15 protein-coding genes are annotated in these 22,693 nt (G+C 72.5%); 6 read left to right on the forward strand and 9 right to left on the reverse strand.

What is annotated here, in order from left to right:
- Window positions 1-461 precede the first annotated feature (461 nt).
- Entirely contained in the window at window positions 462-896 is a 435-nt protein-coding gene (locus ACTHAM_RS00650; protein WP_440683716.1) for a VOC family protein, read from the reverse strand.
- 232 nt (window positions 897-1,128) lie between these two features.
- Between ACTHAM_RS00650 and ACTHAM_RS00655 the strand changes: the two genes are divergently transcribed.
- Window positions 1,129-2,622 (forward strand): YfbK domain-containing protein, encoded by a 1,494-nt coding sequence (locus ACTHAM_RS00655; RefSeq protein ID WP_440683718.1) that lies wholly within the window; start codon window positions 1,129-1,131, stop codon window positions 2,620-2,622.
- An 82-nt stretch (window positions 2,623-2,704) separates the two neighbouring features.
- Here the strand turns inward: ACTHAM_RS00655 and ACTHAM_RS00660 are convergent, their stop codons facing one another.
- Complete coding sequence (locus ACTHAM_RS00660; RefSeq protein ID WP_440683719.1) at window positions 2,705-3,685, reverse strand: acetylxylan esterase; 981 nt, start codon at window positions 3,683-3,685, stop codon at window positions 2,705-2,707.
- A 207-nt stretch (window positions 3,686-3,892) separates the two neighbouring features.
- On the opposite strand from ACTHAM_RS00660, the gene ACTHAM_RS00665 reads away from it, so the two are divergent.
- Window positions 3,893-6,862, forward strand: coding sequence for a glycoside hydrolase family 3 C-terminal domain-containing protein (locus ACTHAM_RS00665; protein WP_440683720.1), 2,970 nt, complete (start codon window positions 3,893-3,895; stop codon window positions 6,860-6,862).
- A gap of 214 nt (window positions 6,863-7,076) precedes the next feature.
- On the opposite strand, the gene ACTHAM_RS00670 is transcribed toward ACTHAM_RS00665, so the two are convergent.
- Genes ACTHAM_RS00670 through ACTHAM_RS00680 form a run of 3 tightly spaced genes read right to left on the reverse strand, consistent with a single transcriptional unit; the run spans window position 7,077 to window position 10,775 of the window.
- Window positions 7,077-8,828, reverse strand: coding sequence for an ABC transporter substrate-binding protein (locus ACTHAM_RS00670; protein WP_440683722.1), 1,752 nt, complete (start codon window positions 8,826-8,828; stop codon window positions 7,077-7,079).
- 27 nt (window positions 8,829-8,855) lie between these two features.
- Window positions 8,856-9,800: a carbohydrate ABC transporter permease gene (locus ACTHAM_RS00675; RefSeq protein ID WP_440683724.1), complete on the reverse strand. Its 945-nt coding sequence runs from the start codon at window positions 9,798-9,800 to the stop codon at window positions 8,856-8,858.
- A 12-nt stretch (window positions 9,801-9,812) separates the two neighbouring features.
- On the reverse strand, window positions 9,813-10,775 hold the full coding sequence (locus tag ACTHAM_RS00680) for an ABC transporter permease (protein WP_440683726.1): 963 nt from the start codon (window positions 10,773-10,775) through the stop codon (window positions 9,813-9,815).
- A gap of 215 nt (window positions 10,776-10,990) precedes the next feature.
- Here ACTHAM_RS00680 and ACTHAM_RS00685 point away from each other — a divergent pair, with 215 nt between their 5' ends.
- Window positions 10,991-11,314, forward strand: a complete 324-nt coding sequence (locus ACTHAM_RS00685) for a DUF2277 domain-containing protein (RefSeq protein ID WP_440683728.1) — start codon at window positions 10,991-10,993, stop codon at window positions 11,312-11,314.
- Between the two features lie 54 nt (window positions 11,315-11,368).
- On the opposite strand, the gene ACTHAM_RS00690 is transcribed toward ACTHAM_RS00685, so the two are convergent.
- From ACTHAM_RS00690 to ACTHAM_RS00705, 4 genes are all read right to left on the reverse strand, one after another.
- Window positions 11,369-12,394: a LacI family DNA-binding transcriptional regulator gene (locus ACTHAM_RS00690; RefSeq protein ID WP_440683730.1), complete on the reverse strand. Its 1,026-nt coding sequence runs from the start codon at window positions 12,392-12,394 to the stop codon at window positions 11,369-11,371.
- A gap of 64 nt (window positions 12,395-12,458) precedes the next feature.
- Complete coding sequence (locus ACTHAM_RS00695) at window positions 12,459-13,064, reverse strand: DUF624 domain-containing protein (RefSeq protein ID WP_440683732.1); 606 nt, start codon at window positions 13,062-13,064, stop codon at window positions 12,459-12,461.
- Window positions 13,065-13,113: 49 nt separating this feature from the next.
- A complete protein-coding gene (locus ACTHAM_RS00700; protein WP_440683734.1) occupies window positions 13,114-15,207 on the reverse strand; it encodes a beta-galactosidase in 2,094 nt (697 codons plus the stop codon).
- Window positions 15,204-16,718 (reverse strand): family 43 glycosylhydrolase, encoded by a 1,515-nt coding sequence (locus ACTHAM_RS00705; RefSeq protein ID WP_440683736.1) that lies wholly within the window; start codon window positions 16,716-16,718, stop codon window positions 15,204-15,206. The genes ACTHAM_RS00700 and ACTHAM_RS00705 overlap by 4 nt, the downstream gene beginning before the upstream one ends.
- Before the next feature lie 140 nt (window positions 16,719-16,858).
- On the opposite strand from ACTHAM_RS00705, the gene yicI reads away from it, so the two are divergent.
- The 3 genes from yicI to ACTHAM_RS00720 all read left to right on the forward strand — a co-directional run bounded on the left by yicI (window position 16,859) and on the right by ACTHAM_RS00720 (window position 22,693).
- On the forward strand, window positions 16,859-19,141 hold the full coding sequence (gene yicI / locus ACTHAM_RS00710; protein WP_440683738.1) for an alpha-xylosidase: 2,283 nt from the start codon (window positions 16,859-16,861) through the stop codon (window positions 19,139-19,141).
- 64 nt (window positions 19,142-19,205) lie between these two features.
- Complete coding sequence (locus ACTHAM_RS00715) at window positions 19,206-21,566, forward strand: glycosyl hydrolase family 95 catalytic domain-containing protein (protein WP_440683740.1); 2,361 nt, start codon at window positions 19,206-19,208, stop codon at window positions 21,564-21,566.
- 299 nt (window positions 21,567-21,865) lie between these two features.
- Window positions 21,866-22,693, forward strand: a complete 828-nt coding sequence (locus ACTHAM_RS00720; RefSeq protein WP_440683742.1) for an SAM-dependent methyltransferase — start codon at window positions 21,866-21,868, stop codon at window positions 22,691-22,693.

Consider the following 22,693-nt stretch of genomic DNA (forward strand, 5'->3'; position numbering starts at 1 on the left):
CGAGACACCGTCGAAGCTGCTCTGACCTTCCTCCGCCGCCGTGCGAACCAGAGCCATGAGATCGGCCACAGCGCACTCGATCGCAGAAGCCTCAACCTCCCGGCCATCGAAGAAGTCGCCGCTTCCCTTGCGATGACCGCCGATCGCGGCGGCCATCGTGACCGACCCATCGTCATGAAGCGCCGCCCACGACTCCTTCCACACTTCGCGCTCACCGGTCGCAGCATTGACCGCGACCCATCGACGGAGGCCGGGGCGGGGGTTCATCCGGTCCACGTTCTCGAACGGGTGGATACCACTTCGTCCCGCCGCCTCCCCTGACTGCGAGGCCCGTCCTTGGCGATCCCGGTCGTCGGAGGGGTCCGACCTCAGCCGCAGTGACGGTCCGGCGTTGGTCAGGACGTAGCGCAGCGGGTTGTCAGGACGTAGCGCAGACCGGGGCCCACCGCGTCGCAGGGCCGTCAGTCGAGGCAGAACTCGTTCCCCTCGACGTCCTGCATCACGAGGCACGACTCGTTGTACCCGTCGGCCCGGAGCAGCCGCACCCGGGTCGCCCCCAGGGCCTCCAGGCGAGCGCACTCGGCCTCGAGCGCCGCCAGTCGCTCGTCCCCGACGAGCCCGGTGCCCACGCGCACGTCGAGGTGCACCCGGTTCTTGACGACCTTCCCCTCGGGCACGCGCTGGAAGAACAGCCGCGGGCCGGCACCGGTCGGGTCGACGCACGCGTAGGCAGCGCCCTGGTTCTCCGGGGGCAGCGTGCGGTCGAGCTCGTCCCAGCTGGCGAACCCTTCGGGTGGCGGCGGGACGACGTAGCCGAGCACCTCGCACCAGAACAGGGCGACCCGTTCGGGCACCGCGCAGTCGAACGTGATCTGGACCTGCCGCACCGACGCCATCGGCCCACCGTACGGGCGCGAGCGGGATCGCGCCGGGTCGCGGACGGTGAGGCTCCCGGCGCCGAACGGTGCACCCGGACGGCGTAGCCGCAGGTCACGGTCCGGCCACGTCGGCTCCGGTTGGGACACGGAAGCCCATCGTTCCGGTCACGGAGCCCCACTCACGGCACCCGGCGGTGGACTCCGTCCCTACTGTCGCCCCAGGACGCCATGACGGACACAGGGGGCAACGATGAGGTTCAGCCACGGCAGGACGACGGGTCTGGCAGGTGCGGCGATCGTGATGGCGGTGGCCCTGGCGGGCTGCTCGGCGGGCGGCGACGGGTACCAGGACACCGGCTACAGCCAACCCGTCCCGGACGTCGTCGATGCGCCCTACCCGGACCCTGAACAGTCGGGCGACCCGGACCAGGTCGGGATGACGGACCCGGTGGAGGACGCGCTGTCGACGTTCGCGCTCGACATCGACACCGGTTCGTACACCCGGTTCCGTGACGCGATGTCCCAAGGCGGGTACGTCGACCCGGACGAGGTCCGCACCGAGGAGTTCATCAACTACTTCGCGCAGGACTACCCGGCCCCCGAGCGTGGGCTCGGCGTGAGCATCGACGCCACCGCGCTGCCTTTCCGCCCCGACCACCAGCTGGTCCGTGTCGGCGTCAGCAGCGCACCGGCCGACGCCGGCTCCCGTGCCGACGCCGACCTTGCGCTCGTGGTCGACTGCTCGGGGTCGATGGGTGAGGCCGGAAAGATGGAGACCACCCAGGCGGCCCTGCGCACACTGGTCGGCTCGCTGGAACGCACCGACCGGGTCGCCATGGTCTGCTACTCGACCGAGGCCCACGTGGCCCTCGAACCGACGCCGGTGTCGGAGCGTGAGGCCATCCTCTCGGCGATCGACGAGCTCAGGCCCCAGAACTCGACGAACGCCGCCGCGGGGCTCGCGCTCGGCTACGACCTGGCCATGTCGATGCGCACCGAGGGTCGGATGACCCGGGTGATCCTCATCAGCGACGGCGTCGCGAACGTCGGCGAGACGGACTCCGACGGGATCCTCGACCGGATCAGCACCGAGGCGAAGTCCGGGATCAACCTCATCTCGGTGGGCGTCGGCATCACCACCTACAACGACCAGCTGCTGGAGCAGCTCGCCGACCAGGGTGACGGGTGGCACGTGTACGTCGACACGGAAGCCGAGGCGAAGCGTGTGTTCGCGACGGGGCTCACCAGCTCGCTCGTCGTGGCGGCCACGGACGCGCGGGCTCAGGTCGAGTTCGACCCGGCCCAGGTCTCCGGCTACCGGCTGCTGGGTTACGAGAACCGCGCCATGGCCGACGAGGACTTCCGCAACGACGCCGTCGACGGCGGCGAGGTCTTCGCAGGTCACACCACCACGGCGCTGTACGAGGTCGCGCTCCGCGACGGTTGGTCCGACGAGCCGTTCGTCACGGCGACGGTGCGTTACCTCGACGACGCGGGCCGTGCCGTCGAGGCCTCCGACACCCTGGCGGCCCCGGACTGCGCCTCGACGCCCAGCGAGGCCTCACCCCGCCTGCGCCAGGACCTCGTGATCGCCCTGCTGACCGATCGGCTCGTCGACGGCCCGTGGTCCGAGCAGGTCAGCACCGCCGACCTGCTGGCCGAGGCAGCGAGCCTGACCGATGACCTCGACGGGGACGCCGACGTGGCGCAGCTCGTCTCCCTCGTGGAACAGGCGACCGCCTGACCTCCCCGCGGCGACTGCCGGGCGCGAGGCGGGGGCGGGACGTCGACGCCCGACCGCGTCCCGCCCCCGGCACGGTCGCGGGCTACAGGCGGTCGGCGAGCCACGCCGTCTGCCGCACCCAGTGGTGCAGCTGCCCGCCCTCGTGCCCGTTGAACTCGTACACCTCGATCGAGCGGTCCTCGGCGCCGTACGCGTTGTACGCGGCGAACACCGTCGAGGGCAGCACCACGTCGTCCATGAGCGCCACGGAGAAGATCGCGGGGGCCTGCGCGTAGGGGGCCAGGACGGCGCCGTCGAAGTGCGCGAGGGTGCGGAAGACCTCCTCGACGCGCTCGCGGTGCACGGCCAGATAGGTGCGCAGCTCGGTGAACGGCGGCAGCGGCGTCTGCTGCGCGGACCGGCGGAAGTGGCTCAGGTACGGCACGTCGGGCATGGCGGCGGTCAGCGGTTCGCCGAGCATGCCGGACAGCGCCGAGGCGGCCAGCGCGAGGCCGCCGCCCTGGCTGGCGCCGGTGACGGCGATCCGCTCGGTGTCGACGAACGGCAGGGTGCGCACGGCGTCGAGCAGCCGGACGGTGTCGGTGTAGAGGCGCCGGTAGTAGTAGGTCGACCGGTCCTCGATGCCGCGGGTCATGAACCCGGAGGTCGACGGGCCCGAGCCGTGCGGGTCGGGGGTCTCGCCGCCCGATCCCCAGCCGGAGCCCTGCCCGCGGGTGTCCATGACCACGTGCACGTACCCGGCGAGCGCCCACTGCAGGCGCTCCCCCGCCAGGCCGCGCCCGCCGCCGTAGCCGATGTACTCGACGACCACGGGCAGGCGTCCGGCGCGCTGGGGGCGGGTGACCCAGGCGCGGATGGGGTCGCCGGCGAACCCGGGGAAGGTGAGGTCCTCGACGACGAGCTCGGTGACGGGTGTCTGCGCGGGCACCAGGGTGGGCGCGTCGGCGGTGGCGGTGCGGGCCTGCGCGATGGTGTCGGTCCAGAAGTCGACGAGGTCGGCCGGGGTGTCGAGCGCGGGGCGGTACTCGCGCAGTTCGGGCAACGGCATGTCGGTCAGGGCCACGAGAACCTCCGGTCGGGCGCGTGCGCGACGTCACCGACGGTGGTGGCGCGCGGGCCTGCGGACCTGCGCGTCAGTGCGGTGCCCGAGACCACGCGCCAGCATAGGGGCGCGACTGGTAACGTTTCCAGTGGGCTTCGGGACGCCGCCTCGCCGCGCGCTGCACCAGGGCCCGTCCGGCAGATCCGCAACGACGCGAGAGGTTCCTTCGTGGCCCTTGAGACACAGGCCCCCCGTACCGGCGACGAGGGGGTCGCGCCGCGCACGCCGGCCGACGTGCTCGCCGCCCTGACCCCCGAGGAGAAGCTGGCGTTCCTGCACCAGCGCGTCCCGGCCGTCGAACGGCTCGGTCTCGGCTCCTTCACCACCGGCACCGAGGCGCTGCACGGTCTGGCCTGGCTCGGCGAGGCGACCAGCTTCGCGCAGCCCGTCGGCATGGCCTGCTCGTGGGACCCGCGACTGCTGGCCCGGGTCGGCCGCGTCGTCGCCACCGAGGTGCGCGCCAAGCGCGTCGTGGACCCCCGCGCCGGGCTCAACGTGTGGGCGCCCGTGGTCAACCTGACCCGGCACCCGCTGTGGGGCCGTACCGAGGAGGGCTACTCCGAGGACCCCGACCTGACCGGCGTGCTCGCCACCGGCTACTGCGCCGGCCTGCGCGGTGACGACCCCGACGTGTGGCTCACCGTGCCCACGCTCAAGCACTACCTGGCCTACGGCAACGAGGGCGACCGCTCCGCCGCCAGCTCGCACGTGCCGCCGCAGACGCTGCGCGAGCACGAGCTGCCCGCGTTCCGCGCCGCCCTGCAGGCCGGTGTCGTCGGCGCCGTGATGCCCTCGTACAACCAGGTCAACGGCCGCCCGAACCACGTGGCCCGTGAGCTGCTCGACGAGCTGCGCTCGTGGACCCCCGAGTCGGTGGCCGTCGTGTCCGACGCGCAGGCGCCGTCCAGCATCGTCGAGATCGAGCGGTACCACCCCGACCACGTGGCCGCGCACGCCGCCGCCCTGCGCGCCGGCGTCGACTCCTACACCGAGAACGCCGACGACCCGCGACTGACCATCGAGCGGTTCACCGCGGCCCTCGACGCCGGCCTGATCACCTGGGCCGACATCGACCTGGCCGTCCTGCGCGTGCTCGAGCTGCGGGCCCGCACCGGCGAGCTGTCCGGCGCCGACCCGTACCAGGTGCCCGCCGAGGCCCTCGACGCCCCCGCGCACCGCGAGCTGGCCCGCGAGGTCGCCCGCCGCGGCGTGGTCGTGCTGGCCAACCCCGACGGCGCGCTGCCGCTGACCGAGCCCCGCGTGGTCGCACTCGTCGGCCCGTTCGCCGACCAGACCCTGCGCGACTGGTACTCCGGCACCCTGCTGTACCGCACGTCGCTCGCCGACGCCCTGCGCGAGCGCTACCCCGACGCCGACCTGCGCGTGGCCGACGGGATCGACCGCGTCGCCCTGCGCGACGTCTCGACCGGCCGCTACCTGGCCGTCGACACCACCGCCACCGACGCGGCCGTCACCGGTGGCGCCATCGCCCCCGACTCCACGTTCGCCCTGACCGACTGGGGTCAGGACGTCGTCACGCTGCGCAGCGACGACACCGGGGCGTTCCTCGGCGGCGACGGCGCGTTCGTGCACGCCGACGCCCAGGAGGTCGACGGCTGGGTCGTGCACGAGCTGTTCGTGATCCGCCGCTACGACGACGAGTCCGTCGCGTTCCGTCACCGCGCCAGCGGGCGCTGGCTGCGCGTGCAGCGGCACACCGGCGTGCTCGTCGCCGACGGCGAGGAGGCCACCGCCACCCGGTTCGCCGTCGAGGTGCGCCGTGACGGCGCCGCCGAGATCGAGCAGGCCTGCGCGGGCGCCGACAGCGTGCTGGTGGCCGTCGGCAACGACCCGCACGTGGCCGGCCGCGAGACCGAGGACCGCCCCGACCTGGACCTGCCGCCCACCGCTCGCCGCGCGTTCGACGCCGCAGCGCGCAGCACGCGGCCGGTGCTGGTCGTCGTGTCCAGCTACCCGTACGCCCTCGGCGACGAGACCGACCGCGCGGCCGCCGTCGTGTGGAGCTCGCACGCCGGCCAGGAGCTCGGGCACGGCGTCATCGACGTGCTCTCGGGCGACGTCGAACCGTCCGGGCGCCTCGCGCAGACCTGGTGGCGGCACGTCGAGGACGCCGGCGACCTGTTCGAGTACGACGTGGTCGGCAGCGGGCAGACGCACCGCTACCAGGACGCCGCCCCGCTGTTCGCGTTCGGGCACGGCCTGGCGTACTCGCACGTCGCGTACGACGCGCTCGGGCTGACGGCCGTCGACGTCGAGGCACCGGCGATCACCGGGCGGCACACCCCCGCCCGCACGCCGCTGCTCGCGCAGACCCCGATGGTCGGCACCCTCCAGCAGATGCCCGCGCAGGTCACGGCCCGCGTCACGGTGACCAACACCGGGCAGCGCCCCGTCGACGAGCTCGTCGCGCTGTACGTGCAGGCGCCCGCCGACCTGCCCGTGCCCGCACCCCGCCGCCGCCTGGTCAGCTGGACCCGCGTGCCGCTCGCCCCCGGCGAGCAGCAGGTCGTCGCGCTGCCCGTGCCCCTGGGCACCCTCGCGGTCTGGGACGTCGCCGCACGCGCACCCCACCCCACGGGCGGTCCCGAGGTTCCCGGCGCGTTCGTCGTGCAGCCCGGCACGTACCGGCTCACCGCCGGTGCGCACGCCGAGGACGAGGCGGTCACCGCCACGCTCACGGTGCGCGGCCCGCAGGCACCCGTGCAGGACGGCTCACTGCTGGACGCCTCGGCGTTCCACGCGGTCGACGGCGTCGTCACGTCCGACCGCACGCGTGAGGCGGGCAGCTGCGTCGAGGTCGTGCGCGACCGCGAGGACGGCTGGGCCCGGTACGACCGGGTCACCGTCGCCGCACCCGTGTCGTCCGTGCGGGTGCGCGTCGCCCGCCGCACCTGGCCGGCCGCCCGGGCCGCCCAGGTCGGCGTCGAGGCACGCCTCGCCGGTCAGCAGGGGTGGACCACGCTCGCCGAACCGGTCGACGTCCCCGCGGGCGACGACCCCTACACCTGGCACGACGTCGTCGTGCCGCTCACCCAGCCCGTCGCCGTCGGTGACGTGCTGGACCTGCGCCTCCAGCTGGTCGGCGCAACCCGGGTGGCGGAGGCGGGGCTCGTGTAGCACCGTTCGGGCGGCGCTCCCCCGCGCCGCCACCCGCAGACACCTGTGCCCCGGCCTCGACGAGGAGGACCGGGGCACAGGTGTGTCCAGGCGCAGCCGAGGCGACGTCACCGGCACCGGAGCTCGCGCGACTCGACCCACCTGCCCCACGCACGACGACGCCCCCGCCGACGAGGACCAGGTCCTTCGTCGACGGGGGCGTCGGCCCGTCAGGTCAGCCGAGCTCGGCGGCGACCGCCTTGCGCGCCTCGTCCTGCGCCTTGGCGTTCGTCATGTCGAACTCGAGCACCTTGTCGTAGCCGAGGCCGGAGGCCTGCGTCTGCAGCTCGGCGAGCAGCGAGTTGAACTCCGCCTCGTCCTTGGCGAACGACATCTGCCACGAGTACTGCACGATCAGGGCCTTGACCTGGTTGCGCAGCGTCTCGATCTCGGAGGAGTCCGCCGGGGCGGCGTAGCTCGCACCGGGGGCCACCAGCAGCTGGTTGTTGGCCCGCAGGTACTCCATCGTGCTCGTCGCGCCACCCATGTGCGCCGACCAGTCCTCGCTCAGCGGGGTCTGCACGAGCGCCTGGTACGTCGGCCACGTCTTGTAGTTGAACGAGTAGCCGGTGGCCGGGTCGAGGTCCGCCGCGACGACGGTCGTCGTGTTGAGGGCCGAGGCGCCTGCGACGTACTCGCCGCCGCCCCACTCCTCGGGAACCTCGGCGTCGCCCTCGAGGGCCATCTTCTGGCCGATCTCGGTCAGCTCGGGCTCACCGGCGTCGTTGAGCTCCCACGTCAGGCCCTCCGGACCGGCGGTGCCGGCCGTCTGGTTGGCGTTGGCGTAGACGCCCTCGGCCGAGTACAGCCAGTCGATGAACGCGGCGATGCGCTCCGGGTCCTCCGCCTGCGAGCCGATGACCATCTCGGTCTTGCCGCCGTAGGCCTCGGCACCGTAGGAGAAGATCTGCTGGTCGTCGATCGGCACCAGCTGGAAGCCCTTGCCTGCGGCGGTGTTGGCCGCCGTGTTGTAGGCGGTCTGGCCGAGCCACGGCCACCACGAGAACAGCACCTGACCGTTCTGGAACTTCGAGAACAGGGTGTCGTAGTTCTGCGTCGTCGACTCCGGGTCGACCAGGCCCATCTGGTTGGCCTCGAAGTAGAACTTCAGGCTGCGGACGTACGCCGAGTCGGAGTCCAGGATGCCCTGGTAGTCCGAGCCGTCGGCCTTGGCCAGCACGAAGCCGAGCTCGTCGTAGCCGTAGAAGCAGGCCGGCTGCTTGGCGGTAACCATCATGTTGCCGTCCCAGTCCTTGAACAGGGACAGGGCGTACACGGGCTCACCGTTGTCGGCCGTGGGGTGCGCGTCCTGCATCTCCTTGAGCACGGGCAGCAGGTCCTCGAGCGTGCCCAGCTCGGGGTAGCCCTGCTCGGCGTACAGGTCCCACCGCACGAACGGCCCGAACGTCGGGTCGAGACCCTCGGAGGGCTCGGTCGGCTTGATCGCCGACACCGACGTCGGGATGCCGTACAGACCACCGAGGCCCTCGTTGGCGTGCTGCACCGCGGTGTCGTACGCCGCGACGCTCGTCATGGCGCCGTAGTACGGCGTCATGTCGGCCGCCAGGCCACCCTCGATGAGCTCGTCCAGCTTGGTGCCACGGTCGACGATGATCAGGTCGCCCAGGTCACCGGCGGACACGCGCGTGTTGTAGAGGGTGTCGCCGCCACCGGCCACGTTCGGAGCGATGATGTTCAACTTCATGTTGAACTTCTCTTCGACGATCTTGGCGAACCACCCCTCCTGCATGCCCATGTAGTTGGCGAGGGAGTCGAACACGTCGATCGTGATCGGCTCGGACCACTCGGCGGGGAACTCGGTGACGACCTTCGCCTCGGCGTCGGGCTCACCACCCGAGCACCCCGCGAGAATGGTCGCGGCCACCACGGCGACGGCGACGGCCGGCATCTTTCTGACAAGCTTCATTGCTGTCCTTTCCGGGGTTCTGCGACGTCAGCCCTTGACGGCGCCGAGCATGATGCCCTTCACGAAGAAGCGCTGGAACAGGGGGTAGATGAAGATGATCGGAAGCACGACGATCACCGACACGGTCATGCGGATCGAGGTCGGCGTCTGGGTCGTGGCCGCCGCAGCCACCATGCCGATGTTGCCGTCGGCGTTCTGAGCGGCCTGCGCGAGGCTGCTGGCCTGGTTGATGAACATGTAGAGCAGGTACTGCAGCGTGTACAGCGACTGGTCCGTGACGTAGATCAGGGTGTCCTGGAACGAGTTCCACTGGGCCACGGCGGCGAAGATCGCCACGGTCGCCAGGATGGGCGTCATGCTCGGCAGGTAGATGCGGAAGAAGACCTGCACGATGTTCGCGCCGTCGACCTCGGCCGCCTCCTGGAGCTCACGCGGGAGCCCCTCCACGTACGTCTTGACCAGGATGATGAAGAACGGCTGCACGACCAGCGGCAGGATGTAGACGAGGAAGTTGTTCGTCAGGCCGAGGTTCTTCATGACGATGAAGACCGGGATCAGGCCGGCGCTGAAGTACATCGTGGTGACCGTGAACCGGTACCAGAACACCCGGCCCCACATGCGCTCCTGGGTGAACATGAATCCCAGGAACGCGGACGTGAACACCGTGGCCAGCGTGCCGATGACCGTGCGGGCGATCGTGACCGCGGCGGCCGAGGACAGCCCGTTGATGGAGAACACCTCGCGGAAGTTCGCCAGGTGCACGCCGGTGGGCCACACACGCACGTTGCCCAGCGCGGAGACGTCGTTGGCGCTGATCGAGTTGATGACCAGGTAGTAGAACGGGTACGCGCAGATCAGGGCGATGAGCACGAACCCGAACGTGTTGAGCGCCGTGAACAGCACGTCGCCGGTGGTGCGCGGCGTACGGGTGCCGCGGCGGGCGACGGCGCGGGCGGGGGCAAGGGTCGTCATGGGTCGCGCTCCTCAGACGATGGACTCGCCGCGCACGCGCTTGGCGATCCCGTTGACGGTGAACAGCAGGGCGACCGAGACGAGGCTCTTGAGCATGCCCACGGCGGTGGCGAGCGACAGGCTGTTGCCGGTCATGCCGATGTTGTAGACGTAGAGGTCGAGCACCTGCAGGTGTTCCTTGTTGAACGCGTTCTGGAACACGTAGTACTGCTCCATGCCGTTGTTGAGCATGTTCGCGATCGACAGCAGCAGCAGGACGATGTACGTCGGCATGAGCTGCGGGATCGTGATGTGCCGCATGAGCTGGAACCGTCCGGCGCCGTCGATCCGCGCCGACTCGTAGAGCGACTGGTCGATGCCGGAGATCGCGGCGAGGTAGATGATCGCGCCCCAGCCGAGGGTCTTCCAGATGCTCCAGGCGGCCATCGACAGCCACACGTGCTGGTCGCTGTCGAGGAAGTGGATCGGCGCGGTCACCAGACCGGAGTCGACCAGCACGTCGTTGACCAGGCCGCTGGAGGAGAACAGCGAGAAGGCGATGACGTAGACCAGCACCCACGAGATGAAGTTGGGCAGCGTGGTCAGGGTCTGCACGGCGTTCTTGAACCAGGGCGCCTTGACCTCGTTCAGCATCACCGCGAAGGCCAGGGGGAACACCGAGCCGACGATTCCCAGGAAGCTGATCGCCAGGGTGTTGAGCAGGACCTGGCCGATCTGGGCGAGCTGCGTCGGGGAGCTGACGAGCATCTGGAACCACTGGAGCCCGACGAACTCGCTGCCCGACAGGCCGAGCGCCGGCTTGTAGTCGTACAGGGAGTAGATCCAGCCGAACAGCGGGAAGTACGAGAACAGGAAGACCAGCACCAGGAACGGCGCGATGCACAGGGCCATCACGATCGACTTGCGGCGCGGCCGGTTGGTGGGGCGGGGGGCGGGACGAGCGGGCTCGTCCTGCGCGAGGGGCGGCGCGCCCACCTGGAGCGCGGTCACAACCAGGCGCCCTGCTGACGGGCGCCGACCGGGGTCGTGCGTTCCGGCGTGTACATCCTGTCTCCCTCGACGGACGGCGGAGGCGGCTACGGTGCGAGCCTCCGGACGGGGAGCAGCATGCACTGGAAACGTTGCCACCGTCAATGCCGGGGTCAACCTGATTTCGCCCGGACCGCCCGCGCCGCGCGTAGCGTCGGACCATGTGCCGCAACATCACCACCCTGCGGGGCCTCGAGCCGCCCGCCACCGACGAGGAGATCGAGGCCGCCGCGGTGCAGTACGTCCGCAAGGTCACGGGCATCACGAAGGTCAGCGACAGCACGCGTGAGGCCTTCGAGACGGCCGTCGCCGCCGTGACGCGCGCCACCGCCCAGGCCCTCGCCGACCTGCCCGCCCGCCGGAACCCGCCGACGACCGTGCCGCCGCTGCGCCGCGAGGACGTCGCCGCCCGGGTCGCCGCGCGCGTGGCCGCCCGTGAGGAGCACGAACGGATGCACGCGCAGGGCATCGCGCACAGCCACTGACCTGGACCCTCCAGGCACGCCGGGCGCAGGGCCCGCCGGGCTCTCGGCAGACCGTCAGGCGCCCGCCGGCACCGGCCCCGAGCTGGCGCGGACCGTCAACGTCGGCGGGATCAGGTGGTGCTGCGTCTGCTGCCCCCGGATCAGCCTGACCAGCGACTCGATGGACGTGCGCCCCAGCGTGACGAAGTCCTGACGCACCGTCGTCAACGCCGGGACCAGGAAGTCCGCACCCGCCATGTCGTCGAAGCCCACCACCGACATCTCGCCCGGCACGTCCACCCCGGCCTCCGCGAGCGCCGCCAGCACCCCGAACGCCATGAGGTCGTTGCCGACGAACAGGGCCGTCGGGCGCTGCGCCCAGCCGAGGACCTCCTGCGTGAGCCGGTATCCGCTGGCCGCCGTGAAGTCACCCTCGAGCTGCTCCACGGGCAGACCTGCCTCGCGCATGGTCTCCTCCCAGCCGCTCTGCCGGGCCTGCGCGTCGAACGCGTCGAGGCGGCCCGTCAGGTGCACCACACGCCGGTGGCCGTGGTCGAGCAGGTGCTGCGTGGCCAGGCGCGCGCCGACCCGCTGGTCGATCTCGACGGAGCTGACCGACGGCAGGTCGAGGTCGCCGGAGCGGACCACGGTGACGGGCAGGCGGGCGGCCATGCGCTCCACGACGGCGGGTTCGAGCGGGTGGTCGGCGATGATCGCGACCCCCTCGACGGCCTGGTCGGCCAGCCGGTCCACCAGCTCGGACAGGCGCGTGATGGCGCCGTGCTGCCAGCTGGCCAGGCTCACCCAGTAGCCGGCCGCCTGCGCGGCCCCGTCGACACCCCGCAGGATGGACGACAGCTCGAAGACCTCCGACCCGGCGATGACCACGCCGATGGTCGTCGACCGTCCGCTCTTGAGCGCACGGGCCAGGTCGTTGCGGCGGTAGCCGAGCTGGTCGATGGCCTCCTGCACGCGCCGTCGGGTGTCCTCGCTGACCACGTCGGGGTCGTTGAGCACGCGGCTGACCGTGACCAGGCCGACGCCCGCGGCGTGCGCGACGTCGACCATGCTGGGCGCCTTCGCGCGCTTGCGCTGCTGCATCCTGTCCCGCTCCTCGTCACCACGAACCCCGCACCGGGCGGCCGCAGCGGCTCGCAGCGCCTCCTCAGCCCATGTGGCGCGTGAACACGCTCCTGAACAGGAACGCGCTCGCGTAGGCGCCCACGGAGAAGGCCACGGTCACCAGCACCACGACGAAGGCGGGGAACACGATCGCGACCGCCCCCAGAGTCACCGGCACTAGGACGATACCCAAGGTGCGGACGGGTTCCGCTGCAGGCAGGAGCAGCGAGTTGCGCACGGTGCGCCGAACACCCGCCGCGAACTGCGCGACGAGTGCCATGCCGTAGAGGAACGCGGTGAGCAGGTACGCCGCGGCCAGGAACGCCAGCAGACCGGCCCCCGTGCCCACCGCGGTCCCCGAGGAGAACCAGAACACACCGCTGAAGAGCAGCATGGCGGCCGGCACGACGAGCGCGAGGTACACGAGCGTCGCCCGGACCGCGTTGGCCCGCAGCGCCAGCAGGTAGTCCTTCAGGGGGCGGCCGCGCTCGTCGTCGGAGTAGCGGATCGTCACCTCGTACAGCGCGGACGTGGCCACCCCGATGGTCACCACGGGCAGGCAGCACAGCAGGTAGAGCACGTTGAGCGCCACGAACGTCAGGAACGACGTGATGCCCTGCATGTTCCGGGAGTTCGGGTCGATCTGCACGGGGGCTACCTCCTGCCGCTGACCCTAGGGTGCGCCGCGTACCGGGCCGTCATCGGCTGCTCCGCACCGTCCACGCCACCAGCGGCGCGGGCTCGTCGGCGGGTACGGGCACCACCAGGTGGCCGCCGGGCGGCACGACCGTCGGGGTGCCGTCGCCGGGGCCACGGACCTCGACGGACTCGGCGGCGTGGTTGAGCACGAACAGGTGGTCGCGGGTGGCGCCACGACGGCGCACCACCTCGACCCCGTCGGGTGCGGGTGCGGCCAGCACGGGGCGCACGTGGGCCTGCGCGACCTGCTCGGTGAGGAACCGGTGCAGGTCGGGCTCGTCCAGGTGCGCGGAGACGTACACGGCGACGCCGGCACCTGTGCGGTGCTCGGTCACGGCGGGGCGACCGTCCAACGCACCACCGGCGTAGGTGCGCAGCGCCGTCGCCCCCTGCAGGTGCACCAGCTCGGACCACACCGTGGCGCGGCTGCCGTCGTCGAGCGCGAGCGCATCGTCGGCGGCGAGCGGGCGGACCTGCTCGACGCGCACGCCCAGCAGGTCGCGCAGGCGGCCCGGGTACCCGCCCGTGGTCACGCGCATCGACGCGTCCGCGATGCCCGTCAGGTGGTGCACCACGAGTCGCCCGCCCTGCTCACGCACGTAGTGCTCGAGCCAGGCCACGGTGGCGTCGTCCATGGCGTAGAGCGCGGGCACGACCAGCAGCCGGTACGCGGACAGGTCGCCGCCCGGCGCCACGAAGTCGACGGGCAGGCCCTGCCGGTACAGCGCCCGGTGCGTGCGGCGCAGCGTGTCGGGGTACGACAGCTGGTTCGAGGGCAGACCGTCGGTCTCCAGCGCCCACCAGCCGTCGGCATGCCACAGGACCGCCACGTCGGTGGCGACCACGTGCCCGTCGGCCGGCGGGGCGGCGACGTCCGCGAGCTCGCGCAGGGTCGCCCCCAGGCTCTCGGCGGCACGGAACGTCTCGGAGTCGGCGCCCGCGTGCGGCACCAGCGCACTGTGCCACGTCTCGGCACCCGCCGACGAGGCCCGCCACTGGAAGAACAGCGACCCCTGCGAGCCGCGCGCCACGTAGCCCAGGGAGTGCCGGAGCATGCGGTCCGGTTCCTTCGGCAGGCTCGTGCCGTCGACGGTGATCGCCGCCGCCGACTGCTCCATGAGCAGCCACGGGCGCCCCTGCGACCACGACCGTGCCAGGTCACCGGCGTACGCGACGTGCGCCTCGCCCTCGGGGCCGCTCGCGTCGAGGTAGTGGTCGATGCTCACCAGGTCCTGCTCGCGCGCCCACGACCACTGCTCCCAGTGGTTCCACGACGGCAGCATGAGGTTGGTCGTCACCGGCAGCGTCGAACCGGCCGCGCGGATCTCCTCGCGCTGGTCGGTGAAGCAGGCCAGCAGCTCGTCGGAGACGAACCGGCGGAAGTCCAGCGCGTGGCCGGGGTTGTGCAGGTACTGGGTGCTGCGCGGCGGCAGCACCTGCTCCCACGTGCTGTACCGCTGCGACCAGAACGCCGTGCCCCAGGCGTCGTTAAGGGTCGTCAGGTCGCCGTAGCGGCTCTGCAACCAGCGGCGGAACGCGACCGCGACGTGGTCGCACCAGCAGACCGTGCCGTACTCGTTGTGGATGTGCCAGCCCACGACCGCCGGGTGCTGCCCGTACCGCTCGGCCAGCGCCCGGGCGACCCGCCGCGAGGCGTCCCGGTAGGAAGGTGCCGACAGGCAGTACGTGTCGCGGCTGCCGTGCCACAGCTGCACACCGTCGGGCCCCACGGGCAGCCCGTCCGGGTGGGCCAGCGTGAACCACGGCGGCGGCGAGGCGGTCGGCGTCGCGAGCATCACGTCGATGCCGTTCTCGTGCAGCAGCGCGATCACGTCGTCGAGCCAGCCGAAGTCGAACACCCCCTCCTCCGGCTCGAGCCACGACCACGAGAACACACCGACGGTCGCGGTGGTCACCCCGGCGCGGCGCATGAGCTCGACGTCCTCGCGCCACGTCTCGCGCGACCACTGCTCGGGGTTGTAGTCGCCGCCGAACAGCAGACCGCGCGCGGGCACGAACGGTGCCGGGCCGGCGGGCGCTGCGGCCGGGGCTGCGGCGGGGGCGGTGCGGGTGGTGCTGACAGTGCTGGTCACGGCTGGACTCCTTCGTCGGCGACCTCACGGACATGCTGGACATCGGTGAACGTCACCGGGACGGAACCGTCGGGGCCCTGCGCGACGAGGGCGAGCAGCACCCCGACGAACCCCCCGACGTGCTCGGTGGCCAGCCGCAGGTGCGGCACGGCCGCGTGCTCGACGAACCCGCCGTCGGCGAGCACGCCTGCACGGTACGTGCGCCCGTCGGTGCGCAGCTCGAGCCGCACCGGCCCCTCCACGGGACGCCGGCTGAGCACGTGCGGACCGGCGTCGTCGACGAGCTCGACCACCACGTGCGCCCCGGCGGGGTCGGGCTCGACCCGCACGGCCAGGTACGCGTCCTGGTGCTGGTAGGCGGCCAGGCCGGTCGGGCCGGACAGGTCGGCCGGGTCGAGGGTCGCGGCGAACGTGCAGGCGTGGGTGTCCTGGCGCCGCCCGACCAGGCCCGGCCGACCGTGCGAGGTGAGCGGATCGGGTCGGGGCGCGAGCCGGTGGGTCGTCCCGGTGCGCGTGTGCTCGACCGGGCCACGCAGACCCACCCAGTCCAGGTCGTCCTCGGCGACCGGTCCGGACGGGACGCCGACGCCGGGCACGGGCGCGAGCCGACCGACCCCGGGGGCCAGCACCAGGCCGTCCTCGTCCCACGCGGCGGGCACCAGGAACGTCTCGCGCCCGAGCACGTGCCCGCCGTCGACCGGTCGGGTGCCCAGGACCACGCCCCACGTGCGCCCGTCGGGGCCGTCGACGACGTCGGCGTGGCCCACGGCCTGCACGGGCGCGTCCACACCCAGGTGCCGGTGGGTCAGCAGCGGGCTGCGGGGGTCCGTCGTCCACGGCCCGGTCACGGCCGGGGCGGTGGCCGCGGTCACCGCGTGGTGCCGTGCCGTGCCCCCCTCGGCGGCGACCAGGTGGTAGCGGCCGTCGTGCTCGAGCAGCCGCGGGCCCTCGACCCACGCGCCGCTCAGCGCGCCGTGCCACAGCACGTGCTCCGGACCGACCAGCCGGCCGGTGGCCCGGTCCAGCTCGCGCAGGAACAGCTCACCGGGGCCGGCACCGGGCGTGCGCGAGTCGCGGCACGCCGTGAACCAGCACCGGCCGTCGACGTCGAGGAACAGCGCGGGGTCGAACCCGTCGGTCTCCAGCGGCTGCGGGGCGGACCACGGGCCGGCCGGGTCGGTGGCGGTGCACAGGTACGTCTGCGCGCCGCGCCGCTCGCGGGCCACGGTGAACACCACGTGCAGCACGCCGTCGAAGCACCGCACGGTCGGTGCCCACACGCCGTCGGACACGTCGAGCCCGTCGAGGTCCGGCAGGCCGGGGTGCGTCAGCACGTGACCGGCGGGCTCCCAGTGCACCAGGTCGTCGCTGACGTGCACGGGCAGGCCCGGCCAGTACGTGAACGACGAGGTCACGAGCACGAAGCGGGTGCCGTCGAAGCAGATCGTCGGATCGGGGTGGCACCCCGGCAGGACGGGCTCGGGGAGGGTCTGGCCCGGGGGCGGTGGCACGCGAACTCCGTTTCTCGACGACATCGGCGAGTGTGATGGTAACGTTGCCACTACGCCCGCGGAACCCTCCTGGACCCGGGTGTCCTGACATCGCCGCACGTCGAGGACGACGTGGAAGGCCACCTCGGAGGTGCACCCCCATGAAGTTCACCGACGGCTACTGGCTGCTGCGCAAGGGCCTGGGCGTCCTGCACCCGCGCGACGTGGTCGACGTCGAGGCCGGCGACGGCACGCTCGACGTCTACGCCTCGACCGCCGTGGTCCGCGGACGCGGCGACACGCTCAACCGCCCGCTGGTCAGCGTGCGCCTGGAGTCGCCGCTCGAAGGCGTCGTCGCCGTGACCATCGAGCACCACGCCGGTGCGGTCGACCGCGGGCCGCGCTTCACGCTCGCCACGCAGGACGTCGACGCCAAGGTGCTGCTGCCGCAGCAGACCGGCGCCGCCTACGCCGAGCTGCAGACCGGCCCGCTGCTGGCCCGCGTGGCCACCGAAGGCCCCTGGTCGCTCGAGTTCGAGCTCGACGGGCAGGTCATCACGTCGTCCGGCGAGAAGTCCGTCGGGTTCGTCAGCGACGAGCACGGCAACAGCTGGGTGCACGAGCGCCTCACGCTCGGCGTCCGTGAGCACGTGTACGGCCTGGGTGAGCGGTTCGGCACGTTCGCCAAGAACGGCCAGAGCGTCGACATCTGGAACGCCGATGGTGGCACCGCCAGCGAGCAGGCGTACAAGAACGTGCCGTTCTACCTGTCCGACGCGGGCTACGGCGTGTTCGTCGACCACCCCGGCGAGGTCTCGTTCGAGGTCGGCTCCGAGGTCGTGTCCACGACCCAGTTCTCCGTGCCCGGCCAGCGCCTGCGCTACCTGCTGATCGCCGGCCCCACTCCCAAGGACGTGCTGCGCCGCTACACCGCGCTCACCGGCCGCCCCCCGCGCGTGCCCCAGTGGTCGTACGGCTTGTGGTTGTCGACGTCGTTCACCACGTCCTACGACGAGGCGACGGTGATGTCGTTCATCGACGGGATGGCGCAGCGGGGTCTGCCGTTGTCGGTGTTCCACTTCGACTGCTTCTGGATGCGCCAGTTCCACTGGTGCGACTTCGTGTGGGACCCGGCCACGTTCCCCGACCCCGAGGGCATGCTGGCCCGCCTGCACGAGCGGGACCTGAAGGTGTGCGTGTGGATCAACCCGTACATCGCCCAGCGCTCGCACCTGTTCGCCGAGGGCAAGGAGCGCGGCTACCTGGTCACGCGCGCCGACGGGTCGGTGTGGCAGTGGGACCTGTGGCAGGCCGGCATGGGTCTGGTCGACTTCACCAACCCCGACGCGGTGGCCTGGTACCAGGGCAAGCTCAAGGTGCTGCTCGACCAGGGCGTGGACTGCTTCAAGACCGACTTCGGCGAGCGCATCCCCACCGACGTCGTCTGGCACGACGGCTCCGACCCCGAGCGCATGCACAACTACTACAGCCAGCTCTACAACCAGGTCGTCTTCGACCTGCTGCGCGAGGAGCGCGGCGAGGGTGAGGCCGTCGTGTTCGCCCGGTCGGCGACCGCGGGTGGCCAGCAGTACCCGGTGCACTGGGGCGGTGACTGCGAGTCGACGTTCGCGGCCATGAGCGAGTCGCTGCGCGGCGGGCTCTCGCTCGCCTCGTCCGGGTTCGGCTACTGGAGCCACGACATCGGCGGGTTCGAGGGCACGCCCGACCCGGCCGTGTTCAAGCGCTGGCTCGCCTTCGGGCTGCTGTCCTCGCACAGCCGTCTGCACGGGTCGGACTCCTACCGGGTGCCGTGGGCCTTCGACGAGGAGGCCGTCGACGTCACCCGCCGGTTCACGCACCTCAAGCTGCAGCTCATGCCCTACCTGGCCGCGACCGGAGAGACCGCCAGCACGACCGGCATCCCCGTGATGCGACCGATGTTCCTGGAGTTCCCCGACGACCCGGGCACCGCAGGCATCGGTACGCAGTACATGCTCGGCGACAGCCTGCTCGTGGCACCCGTCATGCGCGCCGACGGTCAGGTCGAGGTGTACGTGCCCGAGGGCACGTGGACGTCGCTGCTGGACGGCGAGCAGGTCACCGGTCCGCGCTGGCACCGCCAGCAGCACGACTTCGACTCGCTGCCGCTGTACGTGCGCCCCGGCACGGTGCTGGCCACCGGCGAGCGCATCGACACCCCCGACCGCGACCTGCGCGAAGGCCTCGTGCTGCGGCTGTTCGACCTGCCCGACGGGCACATCTCGACGTGCGTCGTGCCCGACCCGACCGGCACCGCACCGGCCACCGTGGTGGTGCGGCGCACCGGCGAGCGGGTCGAGCTGCGTGCCGAGGGCGCGCAGGGCTGGTCGGCGGCCGTCGGACTGGGTGCGCCCGTGCGCGCCGAGGGCGACGTGCTCGTGCTCGACTGGCCGTCGGTCGACTGACCTCGCCGCACGTCACCGCACGTCCACCGTCACCGCCCGCGACCCTCACCGCCGGGAGCACCTGATGCCCGCTCGTCCGCTCGAGCTGCTCGACGACCGCCCCGGCGTGGAGTGGACGGAGGGCTACCCGGCGGGCAACGGCCGCACCGGGCTGCTCACGTGGGGCAGCCCGGACGTCGACGTGCTGCAGCTCACCGACGACCGGCTCTGGTCGGGCGCGGGCCCGCAGGCCGGTCGCCGACCGGACGCCCAGGCGGACCCGGCGACGTTCCGTGCGTTGCGGGCGGCCGTGCTGGCCGGTCACCTGGCCGAGGCGGAGCGGCTCAGCAACGCCATGCAGGTCGGGCACGTGCAGGCGTTCCAGCCGCTCGCCGACGTGCACGTCACGCTGGGTCGGGCGGCCGGACCGGGGTACCGGCGGCGGCTCGACCTGCGCGACGGCATCGCGTCGTGGGCCACGGCCGACGGGCTCACGCAGGAGGCGTTCGTCTCGACGCCCGACCAGGTCGTCGTGGTGCGCTGGACCGCCCCGCAGCCGCTGCGGCTCGACGTCCGGCTCGTCTCGCCGCACGCGCTGGTGACGCGCCTGGTCGGCGGTGACCTGCTCGGGCAGGTGCGGCTGCCGGCTGACGTGCCGGCGCACCTGCGCGGCGACGTCACCGACGGTGGACCGGGCAGGTCGCTGCTGGGCAGCGTCGGCGCCCGCGTGCTGGTCGGCGGGGTGCTCGAGTCCGACGACGAGCACGTGACCGTCTCCGGGACCGAGGTCGTGCTGCTGCTGGCGACCGGCGCGCACCTGGAGACCGCGGGGGCGGCTGCCGACCTCGACCCGGCCCCGGACACCGTGCTGACCCGGCTCACCGAGGCCTCCCGCCACCCGTGGGATGCGCTGCGGGCACGGCACGTCGCCGAGCACCGGCCGCTCATGGACCGCGTGCACCTCGAGCTGGGCACCGGCACCGATGCGTCACCCGGCTCCGCGGGGCGGACCACGCCGCGCGACCTGGCCGCCTGGGCATCGGGCGACCGCGACCCCGCGCTGCTGACCACGCTCGTGCAGTACGGCCGGTACCTGCTGCTCGCCTGCTCGCGTCCCGGCACCCGCGCCGCCACCCTGCAGGGCATCTGGAACGGCGAGCTCCGCCCGCCGTGGAACAGCGACTACACGCTCAACATCAACACCCAGATGAACTACTGGCCGGCCGAGACGCTCGCGCTGCCCGAGTGCCTCGACCCGCTGGTCGGCCTGGTCCGCCTGCTGTCGGTGACGGGCGCCGAGGTCGCGCGCGAGGTGTACGACGCCGACGGCTGGGTCGCGCACCACAACGCCGACGGGTGGGGGTTCGCCCACCAGGAGGGTCACGGCGACGGCGGCGCGCCCTGGAGCGCGTTCGCGCTGGCCGGTGTGTGGTTGGTGCGCGCACTGTGGGAGCACCACGCGTTCGGCGGCGACACCGCGACGCTGCGTGAGCACTGGCCGCTGCTGCGCGGCGCCGTCGCGTTCGCGAACGCGTGGGTGGTGGACTCCCCCACCGGCGGCACCACCACCGCGCCGTCGAGCTCGCCCGAGAACACGTTCGTCGGACCGGACGGCGCGGCCCGCGCGATCCTGGCCGGGTCGACCATCGACCTGGCGCTGCTGCACGAGCTCGCGCAGTGCGTCCGCGACAGCCGCGCCGTGCTTCCCGAGCTGGCCGACGACCCGCTGCTGGAGGAGTTCCTGGCGCGCGTGGCCGGCCTGCCGACCGAACGCCTGCTGCCCGACGGTCGCATCGCCGAGTGGTCGCTCGACGTGACGGAGGCCGAACCGGGCCACCGGCACCAGTCGCACCTGTACGGCGTGTTCCCCGGCGACCGGATCACCGTGCAGGGCACGCCCGAGCTGGCACGCGGTGCGGCACGGACCCTCGACGAGCGCGGCGACCAGAGCACCGGGTGGTCTCTCGCCTGGCGGCTGGCCCTGTGGGCGCGGCTGGGCCGCGGCGACCGCGTCGGCGACCTGCTCGACCGGTACCTCACACCCGTCCCGGCGGCCATGGACCAGGCCGGGCACGCGGGCGGCGTCTACCCGAACCTGTGGTGCGCGCACCCGCCGTTCCAGATCGACGGGAGCCTGGGCGTAGCGGCCGGGGTCGCCGAGGCGATCCTGCAGTCGCACCGCACCCTCGACGGTGTGCGCGTGCTCGACCTGCTCCCCGCCCTGCCCGACATCGCCGCCTCCGGCTCGGTGCGCGGTCTGCGGGCGCGCGGCGGGCTGGTCGTCGACGTCGCCTGGGACCGCGGCGCCGTCACCGAGCTGGTGCTCGTCGCGCCGGGAGCCACGCAGCCTCGTGCGGTGCTGCTCGTCGAGCGCGACCGGCAGCGCAGGGTGCAGGTGGATGCGGCGCCGCTGCACCTCGGGCCTCTCGCCGACCCGCTCACCTGACCTGACCCGCGCGCACGGCTGACGCACAGCCCTCGCCCACCCTTCTTCGAGGTCGGCCGACCAGAGTCGTCCCTGCGCGGGGACGCGGCGGGCCGAGGTGAGGGACGGCCCGCCGGGGAACGCGCCGCATCACCGGCCACGCCGTCGTCCCCTGTCGCGCGCGGCCGGTCTCCTGGGTGCCCGACTCGTCGGGCGGCCGGGCCCGCCCCCTCGTGCCCCCCGCTGGAGGGGGCGGGTCCGCGCCCCGGCCCGCGCAAATCTGCTGGTCGTCGAGCCGCGCGCGGCGCGATGCTGCGCCCATGATCGACGCCCTCGCGCACGCCGGCGCGCGTCCCGAGCCGTACGCCGCGAGCGACGGCCCGTTCTGGGACGACCCCTACATCGCCGCACGCCTGCTCGAGGCGCACCTGGACCAGGGCACCGACGCGGCCAGCCGCCGTGATGACGAGATCGCCCGCACGGTCGACCACCTGGTGCGTCTCGGACTGGCCGGGCCGGGTCGGCGCGTGCTCGACCTGGGCTGCGGTCCGGGCCTGTACGCCCAGCGGTTGGCACGGGTCGGGTGCGAGGTGACGGGTGTCGACCTGAGCAGGTCGTCGGTGGCCTACGCGCGCGAGCAGGCCCGTCGGCACGGGCTGGCGATCGAGTACCGCGTGCAGGACTTCACCACGCTCGACGAGCCGGCGACCTACGACCTTGTGCTGCAGGTCTACGGGGAGCTGTCGACGTTCTCCGACGAGGTGCGCGACGACCTGCTGCTGCGGGCGCGGCGGAGCCTGCGGCCGGGCGGCGCGGTCGTGCTCGACGTGTCCACGCCGGTGGCGCACCCGCCGTCCGCCCGTTCGTGGGAGGTGGTCGAGGGCGGGTTGTGGCGGCCCGGGCGGCACCTGGTGCTGACCGAGCAGCACCGGTACCCGGGCGATCTCACCTGCTCGCACTACGTGGTGGTCGCCGGTCCGGAGGATGTCACCGCGTACCGGATGTGGTTCCACGACTACACCCCGCAGACGCTGGCGCCGGCGCTGACCGCGGCGGGGCTCCGGGTCGAGCAGCTGTGGGGTTCGCTCGCGGGCGACGACCTCACGGCGGATTCGCCCTGGCTGGCGGTGCTGGCCCGCGCGGCCTGA

It is taken from the genome of Cellulomonas soli, from assembly GCF_052036975.1.
In the GTDB taxonomy this organism is placed as follows: domain Bacteria; phylum Actinomycetota; class Actinomycetes; order Actinomycetales; family Cellulomonadaceae; genus Cellulomonas; species Cellulomonas soli_A.

Excerpts from the sequence above, each read along its gene's own strand:
- ACTHAM_RS00655 (WP_440683718.1), top strand. The coding sequence starts at position 1,129 with ATGAGGTTCAGCCACGGCAGGACGACGGGTCTGGCAGGTGCGGCGATC.
- ACTHAM_RS00685 (WP_440683728.1), top strand. The coding sequence starts at position 10,991 with ATGTGCCGCAACATCACCACCCTGCGGGGCCTCGAGCCGCCCGCCACC.
- ACTHAM_RS00720 (WP_440683742.1), top strand. The coding sequence starts at position 21,866 with ATGATCGACGCCCTCGCGCACGCCGGCGCGCGTCCCGAGCCGTACGCC.
- ACTHAM_RS00690 (WP_440683730.1), bottom strand. The coding sequence starts at position 12,394 with ATGCAGCAGCGCAAGCGCGCGAAGGCGCCCAGCATGGTCGACGTCGCG.
- yicI (WP_440683738.1), top strand. The coding sequence starts at position 16,859 with ATGAAGTTCACCGACGGCTACTGGCTGCTGCGCAAGGGCCTGGGCGTC.
- ACTHAM_RS00650 (WP_440683716.1), bottom strand. The coding sequence starts at position 896 with ATGGCGTCGGTGCGGCAGGTCCAGATCACGTTCGACTGCGCGGTGCCC.
- ACTHAM_RS00715 (WP_440683740.1), top strand. The coding sequence starts at position 19,206 with ATGCCCGCTCGTCCGCTCGAGCTGCTCGACGACCGCCCCGGCGTGGAG.
- ACTHAM_RS00675 (WP_440683724.1), bottom strand. The coding sequence starts at position 9,800 with ATGACGACCCTTGCCCCCGCCCGCGCCGTCGCCCGCCGCGGCACCCGT.
- ACTHAM_RS00670 (WP_440683722.1), bottom strand. The coding sequence starts at position 8,828 with ATGAAGCTTGTCAGAAAGATGCCGGCCGTCGCCGTCGCCGTGGTGGCC.